The following is a 12,321-nucleotide window of genomic DNA, read 5'->3' as shown; positions in this document are numbered from 1 at the left end:
GACAGTAGGCGGTGAGCAGGTTGATCACGTAAGCGGAGGTCGCGTCCTTGAGTGCGACATCCTGGTTGCGTGTGGCGGCGGCCAGTGCATCACTGAAATAGGCACGCATGCTGGTCGTGGTGATCAGACTCGAATCGATGGTGGTCATGCTTACCTCCGGTATCGATTGCGTTCGCTCTCTACCGATGTATCGGCGGGAGACGGCGATTTCCTTGAGTGTGCTCGTCGATGTATGTAATCCAATTACCATGCCAGCAGCACACGCTTCAACTCGCGGATCCAAGCAACGGAAACGTAAGCAGTGATTGGCAGTCGTGTAGTGCTGCTGCCAGTCGCCGCGGTGCACGTGTGTGCGCGCGGGCGCCATCGTGGTGCGCGTTGACGACCGCGCCAGGAGCTTGGCTCAAGTAAACGGGCGTGCCGGAAGGGCGCGAGCGCGACGTGCGAAACGTGCCGTGCGGATGCTGGATGGCTGGCAGGAAATCGAGGAAGGGCGCGGCGCTGCCGGACCTCGCGCGGCGCGGCGGCCTGGTGGATGCGGGGATCGGCGCCGGAGTCTTCGCCGCCCCGTTGCGGGGTAGCGTGGGGCAGAAAAAAAAGAACCCCGCGCAAGCGCGGGGTTCTCTCGGTTCGGCAGGGTGCCGGGGCGCTTACATCATGCCGCCCATACCACCCATGCCGCCCATGCCGCCCATATCCGGCATTGCCGGGCCGGCGCTCTCGTCCTTCGGTGCGTCGGCCACCATGGCCTCGGTCGTGAGGATGAGGGAGGCGACCGATGCCGCGTTCTGCAGCGCGGTGCGCGAGACCTTGGCCGGGTCGAGAATACCCATCTCGATCATGTCACCGTACTCGCCGGTCTGGGCGTTGTAACCGAAGTTGCCCTTGCCGTCGGCGACCTTGGCGACGACCACCGACGGCTCTTCGCCGGCGTTGGCCACGATCTGACGGATCGGCTCTTCCAGCGAGCGCACCAGGATGTTGATGCCCATCTGCTGGTCCTGGTTGTCAGGCTTGGCGCCGCGCGCCTTGTCCTGCGCGCGCAGGAGCGCTACGCCACCACCGGGGACCACGCCTTCCTCGACCGCGGCGCGGGTCGAATGCAGGGCGTCCTCGACACGTGCCTTCTTCTCCTTCATCTCGACCTCGGTGGCCGCGCCGACCTTGATGACGGCAACACCACCGGCGAGCTTGGCCACACGTTCCTGCAGCTTCTCGCGGTCGTAGTCGGAGGTGGTTTCCTCGATCTGCGCGCGGATCTGGGTGCAGCGGGCCTCGATGGCCTTCTTCTTGCCACCCCCGTCGATGACCGTGGTGTTGTCTTTCTCGATCCGGACCTTCTTGGCGGTGCCGAGCATGTCGAGGGTCACGTTCTCGAATTTGGTGCCGAGATCCTCGCTGATGACCTGGCCACCGGTCAGGATCGCGATGTCTTCCAGCATGGCCTTGCGGCGGTCGCCGAAGCCCGGCGCCTTGACCGCAGCCACCTTGAGGCCGCCGCGCAGCTTGTTGACGACCAGTGTCGCCAGCGCTTCGCCCTCGACGTCCTCGGCCAAGATGAGCAGCGGCCTGCCGCTCTTCACCACCGCCTCGAGCAACGGCAGGAGGGCCTGAACCCCCGGGAGCTTCTTGTCGTGCAGGAGGATGTAGGGTTCATCCAACTCGCAGATCATCTTCTCGGCGTTGGTGACGAAGTAGGGCGACAGATAGCCCCGTTCGAACTGCATGCCGTCGACGATGTCGAGTTCGGTCTGCAGCGACTTCGACTCCTCGATCGTGATCACGCCCTCGTTGCCGACCTTGGCCATGGCCTTCGCGATCATCTCGCCGATCTCGCGGTCGTCATTGGCGGAGATGGTCCCGACCTGGGCGATCTCGGCGTTGGTCGAGACCTTTTTGGCGACCCGCTGGATGTCGGCGACGACCGCTTCCACGGCCATGTCGATGCCGCGTTTCAGATCCATCGGGTTCAGGCCGGCCGCGACCGCCTTGGCGCCCTCGCGCACGATGGCGTGGGCCAGAACCGTTGCGGTGGTCGTGCCGTCGCCGGCCATGTCGCTGCTGCGGCTGGCGACTTCCTTCACCATCTGCGCGCCCATGTTCTCGAACTTGTCCGAGAGCTCGATCTCCTTGGCGACGGTGACGCCGTCCTTGGTGATCCGGGGAGCGCCGTAGGACTTGGCCAGGATCACGTTGCGGCCCTTCGGGCCTAGCGTCACCTTGACGGCGTTGGCGAGAATATCGATGCCGTGCAGCATACGGTCGCGCGCGTCCGTGCTGAATTTGACGTCCTTGGCAGCCATGTTCGATCTCCGAAAGGTTAAGCGGCAAGCTTCTTGGCTGCGCCCTGGGCGAGGATGCCCAGAATGTCGGTTTCCTTCATGATCATCAGCTCTTCGCCGTCGATCTTGACCTCGGTGCCGGACCATTTTCCGAACAGCACCCGATCGCCGACCTTGACGTCGAGCGGGCACAGCGCGCCGCGCTCGTCGCGGGCGCCGGGGCCGATGGCGAGAACTTCGCCTTCCACCGGCTTTTCCTTCGCCGTATCGGGAATGATGATGCCGCCCGGGGTCTTGGAGACCTGTTCGATCAGGCGAATCAGGACCCGGTCCTGCAATGGACGCAGTTTCATAAATGGTCTCCTCGACCCGATTTTCCGAAGGTTTGGCACTCACCGCTTGGGAGTGCCAGCATATGTCCAGGATGTGGGGGTCGCCGTCTTGAATACGATGGCGGGTCGGTCAGAGAAAACAGTGATTCAATAAAATAAAATCGTAACGCACGGTAATATAATACGAATTGTTCGCGAAGTTTATATTTGAGAATGTGTATACCCGTTCTTCGCCCTACGGAATGGCCGGGACCAAAGCCTAAGGGGCTGCGGCCCCGGAGCCAGCCCCGGGACCGCAGGCCGCCTCACTAGCAGCAACCCGCCGGCTGCCGCTCGGGAACGGCCGCTTTCGGTTTGCTGCAGCCGCAACCTGATTCTCCGACCGCCTTGGCTTCGGCATCCTGGACGCAGCAGGCGTCTGTCCCGGCGGGTGCCGGTCCGCCGCAGCACCCCGCCGCCGGTTCCGCCACCTTGGGCGCAACGCTGCACACCCCGGTTTCCGGCAGCTCAAGCTCGACGCGGGCCGCCGCCTCGGCGTCGCCGGCCAGCCAGGCGGCGATCGAGCGCACCTGCTCGTAGCCGGTCGCCATCAGGAACGTCGGTGCCCGGCCGTAGGACTTCATGCCGGCGATGAAGAAGTCGGTCTCGGGATGCGCCAGTTCCCGGGCCCCGTGCGGGCGGACGGTGCCGCAGCTGTGCAGGTTCGGGTCGATCATCGGGGCCAGCAGGGTCGGCGCCTCCAGCCACGGGTCGAGGCCGAGCCGGATCTCGCGCAGCATGTCGAGATCGCCGCGGAAGCCGGTGGTCACGATGACCTCGTCGGCCACGGTGGTGTGCGGGACGTCGCCCAGCATGCCGGAGACTTGGAGCAGCCCGCCGCCGCCGTCGATCCCGCGGACCCGGAACGGCATCAGTGCCTGCAGGTGGCCGGCCTTGATGGCGGCGCGCACCCGGGTTCCCAACCGGCCGCGGGCCGGCAGCGCGTCGGCGGCACCGCCGCCGAACACGGTGTTGAAGCTGTCGCGGCGCAACGCCCAGGTGATCCGGGTTTCCGGTTCATCCTCCTGCAACGCGATCAGGTCGAGGATGACGTTCATCGCCGAATGGCCGCTGCCAACCACCAGCACGTGCTTGCGGGCGTAGCGCGACCGCGCCCGGTCGAGGACATCCGGGATGCCGTGTGCCAAGCGGTCCGCGTACTCGCGCTCGCCGGGCAGCGGCACGCCGCCGGATCCGACCGGGTTCGGCGACCGCCAGGTGCCGGAGGCGTCGATCACCGCCCGTGCATCGAGCGTGCTACCGTCGGCCAGATGCAGCTCGAACGGCTGGCTGTCCCGGCCCTCGGTCTTGACCTTGTCGAAGTCCTTGCGCCCCACCGACAGCACCCGTGCGCCGAACCGCAGGTGCGGCCGGATTGCGGCGTGCCGGGACAACGGCTCCAGGTACCGGTCGACGATCTCGTGGCCGGTCGGCAGCGCCTCGTCGTCGGGCGCGGTCCAGCCCGCGTCGTCGAGCAGGCGCCGCGATGCCTTGTCGATGTTGTAGCGCCAGGGCGAGAACACCCGGACGTGGCCCCATTCCCGTATCGCGGCACCGGCGGCGGCGCCGGCCTCCAGCACGACGAACGGCAGGCCGCGCTCCGACAGGTACGCCGCCGCGGCCAGGCCGACCGGACCGGCACCGATGATGGCGACCGGCAACGCCGCGCTTGTCATTCTTTCCACACCCACGTCCAAACCTCCTTATTGGCCATCGATATATCGATGGGTGATACTGAAGCTCAAAAAAACGCTCACCCGCAGCAGGCGTCCTTGCCGCCGGCGGTGATGCAGGCGCCGACCTCGGTCCAGGCCTGGACCGCGACCCGGAACGCCTCGCGGCCCCGGTCGGTGATCGCGTAGACCTTACGCTGCCGGCCGCCGACCACCTCGTGCTCGACCGTGACGTAGCCGCCGGCCTCGAATTCCTTGAGCACCGGATACAGCGCGCCCGGCGTCGGCGAGCAGCAGCCCTGGGTGGTGTCCTCGACCGCCTTGGTGATGTCGTAGCCGTGCATGCGCTGGCGGTTCAGGACGCACAGGATGAAGAACTTCGACAGACTCATCTTGATGAGCCCGTTCCAGTACTTCGGATCGGTGTAGTCGACCTCGTTGGCCTTCGGGGTGGCCGCCGGTCGTGCGCGCAGGGCGTTGCTCATGACCGCAAAGATAGATCGCCGCGATTAACCTATCAAGGGGCAATATATCATCCACCGATATATTAGTGAGTCCCGCCGCCACCGATCAGGCATAGGCCTTGGTCAGTGGGTCTTCCGGGATCACCGGCGCCGCGGTGGTCGGAACCCCGCCGCGCCGGGTGCCGGGCTCGATGTTGATCCACTTCTCGGCCAGGGCCGGCGGCAGCAGGCGGCCGTCGGGCAGCGACAGCCACATCCGCATCAGGTGCCGGCGGCGCTCCGGCTCCGGCCAGTCCTCGTAGGACGTGCGCGAGTGGAACACCACGTGGTTCTGCAGGAACTGGATGTCGCCGGGCTCGAACGGCAGGCGCAGGCAGAACCGGTCCTCCTCGCAGATCGCGAAGTACAGGTCGAGCGCTTCGCGCTGGGCGTTCGACATCCGCGGTGCGTCGGGGAACCGCTTCAGCGACTCGATGTACTGCAGCACCGGCGAATAGCCGTTGAGCAGCCCGCCGTGCCAGTTGAACAGCGGTACCCCGAACCAGGGCAGCTTGCCCGGCGGCACCTCGCCGCGCCGGTCCATGTAGATCGGCCGGTACAGCTCCGGCAGCAGGTCGGGCCGCCGCCGCATCATCTCGTCGTGGACCGCGACCGCGCTGACGATCAGGCTCTCGCCGCCGGTGCGGGCGTGCCGGATGCACAACAGCGCCACCACGTCGCAGGAATCGGCGTGAAAGCACAACTCGGCGTTGGTCTGGGTCAGCCGCTTGTTGTGGTCCTCGACCGCGTCGCCGACGTCGATCACGTGGCCGAGCAGGTGGCCGTTGCGGTTCTGGGTGACCGGGTCGCCGAGGTGGCGGCACAGGCCCCAGTAGATCCGGATCAGGGTCTCGCGGTCGTAGCGATCGACCGGCAGGCCCTTGATGTAGCCGAGCCCGAGGCCGGAGCGGATCTGGGCGCGCAGCGCGCCGAGCCGGGTGGTCAGCCGGCCGAGCGGGAACTGGTCGCGGCCGATGTCCTGGATCGCCAGACCCTGGGCGCGGGTGAACCGGACCGCGGCGTCGATCTCCGCCACGTCGGACTCCTCGATGCGGCAGATCCAGTCGTCGCGCTGCAGCACCTCCGCTGCGGTCCAGGCGAAGCTGCCGCCGATTGGTGCCGTGGGCATGGGAACGGCTTGCGTCGGTGCCTCTGGTGTCGGGGCGGGGCTGATCGAGTTCATCGCGGGTCCCTCCGGTTCGCCGGTGCGTGGCGACGGGGTCCAGGATCGCGGCGATCCAGCTATTTTTGAAATTGTTGTTTCTGATGATAATCATTTCAGAATCTACTGGTCGTGTGCGGGAGAAACCCACGGTGCGACGCCATCTGCCGTCCCTGGACCGCCTGCGGGCGCTGCGCGAGGTGGCGCGCACCGGCGGCTTCTCGTCCGCCGCCGACACCCTCGGCCTGACCCAGCCGGCGGTCAGCAACCAGATCCGCCAGCTTGAACAGCAGCTCGGCGCCCGCCTGCTGGAGCGGATCGGCAAGACCGCCCGGCCGACCGCCGAGGGTGCGGTGCTGATCGCCGCCGCCGACCGGGCGCTGGCCACCCTGGACGCCGCCCTCGACGAGATCGCCCTGATGCAGGCGACGGTGACCGGCACGCTGGTGCTGGCGACCGGGGCGACCTCGACCCGTTACCTGCTGCCGGCGGTGGTGTCCGAGCTGACCGCGCGCCATTCCGGCATCGACCTGCGCATCGTCACCGGCAACACCGGCGACCTGGTGGTCGGGGTGCTGGATGGTTCGATCGACCTGGGGCTGCTGACCGCGCCGGTGCACGACCCGCACCTGCAGACCCGGCCGTTCTATCGCGACCGGCTGGTGTGCGTGACCCCGCCGTCCCAGGCGCCGACCACCGGAAGCGTGACGCCGCGCGACCTGGAGGGGCGGCGGGTGATCCTGTACGACCGGGCCGGCGCGATCCGCCGGTCGATCGACGGCTGGCTCGACGGCGCCGACCGCGACCGGATCCGCATCACCGACATCGGCAGTTCCGATGCCCAGATGGCCTATGTGCGGGCCGGGTTCGGCTGGTCGGTCATCTCCGAGATGGCGACCCGCGAGGACGCCGCCGCCCGCCGGGTCGACGTACGCCAGCTCGACCCGCCGATCCACCGCGACCTGGTGCTGGTGTGGCGCCGCGACCGCGCGGCCCGACCGGTGATCGAGGCCGCCCTGGCGGCGTTCGCCGGTCCGGCGGGGTCCGGCACTTCATAATGGCCGACGCCGACGTCTGGTTGGCGTTGCAAGGATCGCGCGGACGGAGTATCCGCCCGGGAAACCGCGGCCTCCGACGCCGCGAACCCTCTGCAACGAGTTCAGGAGATCACATGGCCGACACGCATACCGGGACCTGCTTCTGCGGGGCGCTGGAGATCGAGGCGACCGGCGCGCCGCTGGAGATGGGCTATTGCCACTGCAACTCCTGCCGGAGCTACTCGGGCGCCCCGGTGATGGCCTTCACCCTGTGGAAGGCCGACAGCGTCCGGGTCACCAGGGGCGCCGAATTGATCGGCCGGTTCAACAAGACCGGGATCAGCGATCGGCACCACTGCACCAAGTGCGGCGGCCACCTGATGACCGACCACCCGACGTTCGGCCTGGTCGACGTCTGCGCCGCCGCCCTGCCGAGCGTGGCGTTCAAGCCGAGCGTCCACCTGCACTATGCCGAGACCGTGCTGCCGATCAGGGACGGGCTGCCCAAGCTGAAGGACTTCCCGGCCGAGGTCGGCGGCTCCGGCGAACTGGTCCCCGAATAGGATCAGCGGCCCGGAGCGTCCGGCGGTCCGGGCCGGTCCATCGCATAGGTCGCGCACTCGCTGCCGTAGTAGTGCCGCCGCCCCACGAACCGCATGCCGATCCGCTGCATGACGTGGATGGAGGCGGCATTCTGCGGATCGGCGTTCGAGAACAGCTCGCTGATCGGCAGTTCCCGGAACGCGAACGCCGCCATCGCCCGGGCGGCCTCGGTGGCGTAGCCCTTGCCCCAGGTGTCGGGCAGCAGCCGCCAGCCGATCTCGACCGCCTTGGCCGGGTCGTTCTCGATGTGCTGGATGCAGCCGGCGCCGACGATCCGGCCGGATTCGGCGAGGATGAACGACCACCACGAATACCCCAGCGCGGCCCAACCCGCCTCGGCACGCTCGATCCAGGCGCGGGTTTCCTCCGGGGTCTGCGCGCCGCCCAGGAAACGCATGACTTCCAGGTCGGTGTTCACCACCCGCAGCCCGTCATACTGCCCGGCGTTGCACGGCTCCAGCCGCAGGCGTTCGGTGTGCAGGATCACGATGGCGCTCCGCTTCCGTTCAGCCGGCCGCCCGGTCCAGCGCTTCCTCGGCCCACTGGTTCAGGCTCTTGCCTTCCAGTTCGGCGGCCAGCGCGGCCCGGCGGTGCACGTCGGGGCTGACCCGGAACATGACCTGGCCGGAATAGGCCTTCTGCGGCTCCTTGCCGACCCGCTCGCAGGTCTCGATGTAGTCCTCGACCGCCTCGTGGAACGCGGCGCGCAGAGCGTCCACCGTGTCGGCGTAAAAGCCGACGCCGTCGCGGATGCCGGCGATCCGGCCGGTCAGGATGCCGTCCTCGTCGTCGTACTCGATCCGGGCGGAGTAGCCCTTGTAGGTCATGGTGTTGGTCATGGCGTCACTCCGATCCGTTCCAGGAACGCGCGGGCAGCGCGAACCTGATAACGCTTGGCTTCCTTGGCGGGGTGCGGGCGTTGGAACGTCTCGACCTCGCCATCCTTCTCGAACCGCACCCGCGAACCGCGCCCCTCGATCACCCGAGCGCCGGCCGCCACCAGCAGGCCCTCGATCGACGACCAATCGACGGTGCCCGGCACCGGGTCGGTGAAGACGGCAGCCAGGGTTCGTCGATGCCTGCTGTTCATTGCATGGTGAATGTAGGAACTGCTTGCGATTTATGCAAGCTAGGCGCCATCGATGATCGAAGTGTCGCGAACCACACGGCATGCACGGAATTCACGAGACAGAACGCAATCCGGCGAACAAGATCAGCCGTGGGGGATTCTCAGCGGCGTCCTTGTCCAATGTCTCGTGGCAATCGGTTGCACCGTCTTGCGGTTAGAGGATGCCTGATTGCGGGCGTCGTTCTGCTAACTGCTGGCGTTGGGCCATGCGAGAGCCAAGAGACCATCCAGGAACGGGCCGCAGTCGCTGTGCAAGCCCCGGCAAGCCGGCTCTCCGAAGGTCGCCAGGAAGACCAGCAGCAGCCAGAGGAACGACAGCCAGAAAGCCCACTGGAACCGATTGAAGTCAGCGCCGCGCCGAGCCCCCCACCACATGCAGGCGCCCAAGCTGTCGCCCCCCAACCCCACCAGCAACCCCAGCCTAACCAGCAGGTCGAGATCCGAGTTTTGGGCGACACCTACCCGCAATGGGTCATGGCTGCGATGAGTGTCGTAGCTGCCGGCCTCAGCGGGTGGGCTGTCCTCGCTATTTATAAGACCCTTGACGCCACTCGCAAACTTTCCGCCGCCGAGAATAGGGCCTGGCTGAAGATAGATACCCCTGAAGTGAAAAGTAAATTTGTTTTTAATCTCGCGGGCGCTCAATCAGTTATAAATCTTAGCATAAAGAACATTGGAAAAACACCAGCGCAAAATGTCTATATGATGATTGATACGTTTTTTTGGAATGACGATGAATCGATTGCCAATCGAGAGTTTGATAAAACACTGTTAAAGTGTATAGAGTTCTCCAATTATTCTCAATCTGTAATATTTCCAGATGAAGCAGAGTGTAAAAATCAAGTACTTGTATTTGACCGAAGAAAACTCGCCGAGGCAATGAAGCGGCCGAAGAAGGTTGGTATTCCAGTTATTCCGTTTTTTGCTGTATTCATCGCCTACAGAATTGTGGGAGACGAGAAAGTACATACGACAGTCGCCCCATATACAGTTGTTGGTTTGAACTTTACGAGTGAAATCGTGGCGCCTAACGTCCATCTCCTGAAGGCCGATATGCAAAAAGGCATAGTCACCTAACGCCCGCGCCTCACCACTCGCGAGACACGCGACCAGTACAGCCAGCGCAGCCCAAAACCGCGCCCATGTCACGGCTAGGTGCGTTCACTACCCAACTCCGCGATTCCCCTTGACCCCCTGACCCCCCACACCTAAAGCGGGATAGGCCCGTCGCCGGACGGCGGTGCCCGGAGCCCCGAATGTCATTCGTTACCACCGTGCGTGGCGGTGGCGCAGGCCGCGTCCTCGGGGACGAGGTCCGCGCGACCGTCGCGTTGTCGATCCCGATCGCGCTCACCCAGATCGCGCAGATGTCGCTCAACACCACCGACGTGGTGATGACCGGGCTGCTCGGCGCCGACGCGTTGGCTGCCGGGCAGCTGGGCCACAGCCTGTTCTTCCCGATGTACATCACCGTGATCGGCATCCTGTTCGCCACCTCGGCGATGTTCGCGCAGGAACTGGGCGCGCGGAACTACAAGGGGGTGCGCCGCTCGGCCCGCCAGGGGTTCTGGCTGATCGTGTCGGTCACCGTGCCGGCGTGGCTGTATTTCTGGTACGCCGAGCCGATCCTGGTTCACGTGCTGGGCCAAGACCCGCTGCTGGCGGCGCAGTCGGCCGAGTACGCCCACGGGGCGATGTGGGGCTTTCCGTTCATGGCCGGGTTCAGCCTGCTGCGGAACTTCATCGCCGCCCATTCGCGGCCGCGTCTGGCGCTGTGGATCCTGCTGGGCGGCATCGGGGTCAACGCGTTCGCCGACTGGGTGCTGATGTTCGGCAAGTTCGGCTTTCCCCGGATGGAGCTGTTCGGCCTCGGCCTCGCCACCACGATCGTGCAGGCGGCGATGTTCTTCGGCCTGCTGGCGCTGGTGCTGACCGACCGGCGCTGGCGGCGCTATCACCTGCTGGTTCGGTTCTGGCGCTCCGACTGGCCGCGCTACCGCGAGCTGTGGGCCGTCGGCCTGCCGATCGGCTTCACCAAGCTGGCGGAATCCGGGCTGTTCGCGGCGTCGGGCTTCCTGATCGGGCTGATCGGGGTCGACGCCCTGGCCGGCCACGCGGTGGCGATCCAGTACACGGCACTGGCGTTCATGGTGCCGTTCGGAATCGCGCAGGCCGCCACGGTGCGGGTCGGGCTGGCGATCGGCCGGCGCGACCACGAGGGCGCGCGGCGCGCCGGCCGGGTGGCGATGGTGGTCGGCGTGCTGGTGGTGGTGCCGTTCGCGCTGGTCTTCGTGCTCGCCGGCCGGCCGCTGGCCGGGCTGTTCCTGAGCGCCGACGACGCCCACGGGGCGGTGGCGATCGGCTATGCCGCGTCGTTCATGGCGATGGCCGGGCTGTTCCAGCTGGCCGACGGCGGGCAGGCGGTGACAGCGGGCGCGCTGCGCGGCTTCAAGGATACCCGCGTGCCGATGATGATCGCGATCGTCGGCTACTGGGTGTTCGGTATCGGCGGGGCGGTGGTGCTGGCGTTCCCGCTCGGCCTCGGCGGCGTCGGGGTGTGGGGCGGGCTGGCGCTCGGCCTCGCCGTGGTGTGGGCGGCGCTGGCCTGGCGGTTCCGGATCGTAAGCCGGCGGATGGCGGGATAAGCGATCAGAGCCGCTTCAGGCTGAGGATGTAGGCGGATACCGCCCGGATCTCGTCGGACGTCAGGATCAGGTTCGGCATCGATTTGTGCGGCGTGCTCAGCAGGGCGAACAGCGCCGTCTCGGTCATGCCGGGCACGTCGGCGATGGCGAAGAACGCCGGCGCCCGCGCCACCGGGGACCGGGTTTCGGTGTCCTCGACGGCGTGGCAGCTTGAGCAGACCTTGCGGGCGAAGCCGAGGCCTTCCTGCGCGTCACCGCCGCCCTGGGCGATAGCGGGGAGCGGGGCGACTCCGAATACGCCAAGCAGGGCGAGGGCCGTAAAGCCGCGTGTCATGGCATCCTCCGTCCGTCGTGACCCGGCTGCCCCGCAGCTCTGCCGCGAGGCGTCACGACCAGGATAGCCTGCGCAGGCGACCTGGATGTTTGACCTCGCTCAATTGTCGGTCGGACGGCCGGCCTTCCCGGTTCGAGAACCGGGGGAGCGGCGGCGCCTTAGTGGCTGATCTTCTCGATGCGCCAGCGCGAGTGGGCGTCGTCGACGGTTTCCCAGGCCTTCTGCTGCCACAGCTTCTTGGCTTCCTCGTAGGTGGCGAACGGGCCGATCTTGGTCTCGGGCGAGCCGTCGATGGTCTCGGTGAAGTCGGTGGATTTGTAGACCCCGCCGACCAGCCAGAACTCGGTCGCCTCCTCGTGCAGGATGCGGTAGCGCACATGGGCGTCGTCGACGTGCTGCCAGGCGAGCTTGCCCCAGATCGACTTGGCGGTCTCGTAGTCGTTGAACGGGCCGACCTTCTCCTCGGCGTCACCGCCTTCGATCAAGGTGAAGCTGGTGTCCGTGTACTTGCCGCCGATCACCCAGTAGGCCATCACCGCCTCCGATCCGTGCCGTATGGCGGCCCCTATAGCGGAGCGGGTG

At 66.5% G+C, this 12,321-nt stretch carries 14 protein-coding genes; 4 read left to right on the top strand and 10 right to left on the bottom strand.

What is annotated here, in order from left to right; translation table 11 throughout:
* Nucleotides 1-650: 650 nt before the first annotated feature.
* The 5 genes from groL to RIC54_RS15495 all read right to left on the bottom strand — a co-directional run bounded on the left by groL (nucleotide 651) and on the right by RIC54_RS15495 (nucleotide 5,958).
* The gene (gene groL / locus RIC54_RS15515; RefSeq protein WP_350151173.1) at nucleotides 651-2,303 is read right to left on the bottom strand and encodes a chaperonin GroEL; all 1,653 of its coding nucleotides are present in this window, start codon (nucleotides 2,301-2,303) and stop codon (nucleotides 651-653) included.
* Between the two features lie 17 nt (nucleotides 2,304-2,320).
* Nucleotides 2,321-2,635 carry a co-chaperone GroES gene (locus tag RIC54_RS15510; protein ID WP_007680845.1) on the bottom strand — a complete coding sequence of 105 codons (315 nt, stop codon included), beginning with the start codon at nucleotides 2,633-2,635 and terminating at the stop codon, nucleotides 2,321-2,323.
* A 287-nt stretch (nucleotides 2,636-2,922) separates the two neighbouring features.
* The gene (locus RIC54_RS15505; RefSeq protein WP_350098484.1) at nucleotides 2,923-4,329 is read right to left on the bottom strand and encodes an FAD-dependent oxidoreductase; all 1,407 of its coding nucleotides are present in this window, start codon (nucleotides 4,327-4,329) and stop codon (nucleotides 2,923-2,925) included.
* A gap of 77 nt (nucleotides 4,330-4,406) precedes the next feature.
* Nucleotides 4,407-4,811: a PadR family transcriptional regulator gene (locus tag RIC54_RS15500; RefSeq protein WP_350098483.1), complete on the bottom strand. Its 405-nt coding sequence runs from the start codon at nucleotides 4,809-4,811 to the stop codon at nucleotides 4,407-4,409.
* Nucleotides 4,812-4,896: 85 nt separating this feature from the next.
* Nucleotides 4,897-5,958: a TauD/TfdA family dioxygenase gene (locus tag RIC54_RS15495; RefSeq protein WP_350098482.1), complete on the bottom strand. Its 1,062-nt coding sequence runs from the start codon at nucleotides 5,956-5,958 to the stop codon at nucleotides 4,897-4,899.
* 185 nt (nucleotides 5,959-6,143) lie between these two features.
* Here RIC54_RS15495 and RIC54_RS15490 point away from each other — a divergent pair, with 185 nt between their 5' ends.
* Nucleotides 6,144-7,049: a LysR family transcriptional regulator gene (locus RIC54_RS15490; RefSeq protein WP_350098481.1), complete on the top strand. Its 906-nt coding sequence runs from the start codon at nucleotides 6,144-6,146 to the stop codon at nucleotides 7,047-7,049.
* A gap of 113 nt (nucleotides 7,050-7,162) precedes the next feature.
* Nucleotides 7,163-7,591 carry a GFA family protein gene (locus tag RIC54_RS15485; protein WP_350098480.1) on the top strand — a complete coding sequence of 143 codons (429 nt, stop codon included), beginning with the start codon at nucleotides 7,163-7,165 and terminating at the stop codon, nucleotides 7,589-7,591.
* Nucleotides 7,592-7,593: 2 nt separating this feature from the next.
* Here RIC54_RS15485 and RIC54_RS15480 read toward each other — a convergent pair whose 3' ends face one another.
* The 3 genes from RIC54_RS15480 to RIC54_RS15470 are packed head-to-tail and all read right to left on the bottom strand — an operon-like array spanning nucleotide 7,594 to nucleotide 8,721.
* Entirely contained in the window at nucleotides 7,594-8,118 is a 525-nt protein-coding gene (locus RIC54_RS15480; protein WP_350098479.1) for a GNAT family N-acetyltransferase, read from the bottom strand.
* A 19-nt stretch (nucleotides 8,119-8,137) separates the two neighbouring features.
* Nucleotides 8,138-8,470: a type II toxin-antitoxin system HicB family antitoxin gene (locus RIC54_RS15475; protein WP_350098478.1), complete on the bottom strand. Its 333-nt coding sequence runs from the start codon at nucleotides 8,468-8,470 to the stop codon at nucleotides 8,138-8,140.
* A complete protein-coding gene (locus RIC54_RS15470) occupies nucleotides 8,467-8,721 on the bottom strand; it encodes a type II toxin-antitoxin system HicA family toxin (RefSeq protein WP_350098477.1) in 255 nt (84 codons plus the stop codon). The genes RIC54_RS15475 and RIC54_RS15470 overlap by 4 nt, the downstream gene beginning before the upstream one ends.
* Nucleotides 8,722-9,009: 288 nt before the next feature.
* Here RIC54_RS15470 and RIC54_RS15460 point away from each other — a divergent pair, with 288 nt between their 5' ends.
* The gene (locus tag RIC54_RS15460; RefSeq protein WP_350098475.1) at nucleotides 9,010-9,837 is read left to right on the top strand and encodes a DUF8453 domain-containing protein; all 828 of its coding nucleotides are present in this window, start codon (nucleotides 9,010-9,012) and stop codon (nucleotides 9,835-9,837) included.
* A 179-nt stretch (nucleotides 9,838-10,016) separates the two neighbouring features.
* Nucleotides 10,017-11,405: an MATE family efflux transporter gene (locus RIC54_RS15455; protein ID WP_350098474.1), complete on the top strand. Its 1,389-nt coding sequence runs from the start codon at nucleotides 10,017-10,019 to the stop codon at nucleotides 11,403-11,405.
* 4 nt (nucleotides 11,406-11,409) lie between these two features.
* Here the strand turns inward: RIC54_RS15455 and RIC54_RS15450 are convergent, their stop codons facing one another.
* Nucleotides 11,410-11,739: a c-type cytochrome gene (locus tag RIC54_RS15450; RefSeq protein ID WP_350098473.1), complete on the bottom strand. Its 330-nt coding sequence runs from the start codon at nucleotides 11,737-11,739 to the stop codon at nucleotides 11,410-11,412.
* A gap of 158 nt (nucleotides 11,740-11,897) precedes the next feature.
* The gene (locus RIC54_RS15445) at nucleotides 11,898-12,272 is read right to left on the bottom strand and encodes a DUF4170 domain-containing protein (protein ID WP_350098472.1); all 375 of its coding nucleotides are present in this window, start codon (nucleotides 12,270-12,272) and stop codon (nucleotides 11,898-11,900) included.
* Nucleotides 12,273-12,321: the final 49 nt, after the last annotated feature.

The sequence above is a fragment of the Thalassobaculum sp. genome, from assembly GCF_040219215.1.
Classification (GTDB): domain Bacteria; phylum Pseudomonadota; class Alphaproteobacteria; order Thalassobaculales; family Thalassobaculaceae; genus Thalassobaculum_A.
This window is presented reverse-complemented; position numbering and strand designations above follow the sequence as displayed.

Coding starts and splice junctions, on each gene's coding strand:
- RIC54_RS15470 (WP_350098477.1), bottom strand. CDS start 8,721: ATGAACAGCAGGCATCGACGAACCCTGGCTGCCGTCTTCACCGACCCG.
- RIC54_RS15475 (WP_350098478.1), bottom strand. CDS start 8,470: ATGACCAACACCATGACCTACAAGGGCTACTCCGCCCGGATCGAGTAC.
- RIC54_RS15495 (WP_350098482.1), bottom strand. CDS start 5,958: ATGCCCACGGCACCAATCGGCGGCAGCTTCGCCTGGACCGCAGCGGAG.
- RIC54_RS15500 (WP_350098483.1), bottom strand. CDS start 4,811: ATGAGCAACGCCCTGCGCGCACGACCGGCGGCCACCCCGAAGGCCAAC.
- RIC54_RS15510 (WP_007680845.1), bottom strand. CDS start 2,635: ATGAAACTGCGTCCATTGCAGGACCGGGTCCTGATTCGCCTGATCGAA.
- RIC54_RS15505 (WP_350098484.1), bottom strand. CDS start 4,329: ATGACAAGCGCGGCGTTGCCGGTCGCCATCATCGGTGCCGGTCCGGTC.
- RIC54_RS15455 (WP_350098474.1), top strand. CDS start 10,017: ATGTCATTCGTTACCACCGTGCGTGGCGGTGGCGCAGGCCGCGTCCTC.
- groL (WP_350151173.1), bottom strand. CDS start 2,303: ATGGCTGCCAAGGACGTCAAATTCAGCACGGACGCGCGCGACCGTATG.
- RIC54_RS15445 (WP_350098472.1), bottom strand. CDS start 12,272: ATGGCCTACTGGGTGATCGGCGGCAAGTACACGGACACCAGCTTCACC.
- RIC54_RS15450 (WP_350098473.1), bottom strand. CDS start 11,739: ATGACACGCGGCTTTACGGCCCTCGCCCTGCTTGGCGTATTCGGAGTC.
- RIC54_RS15485 (WP_350098480.1), top strand. CDS start 7,163: ATGGCCGACACGCATACCGGGACCTGCTTCTGCGGGGCGCTGGAGATC.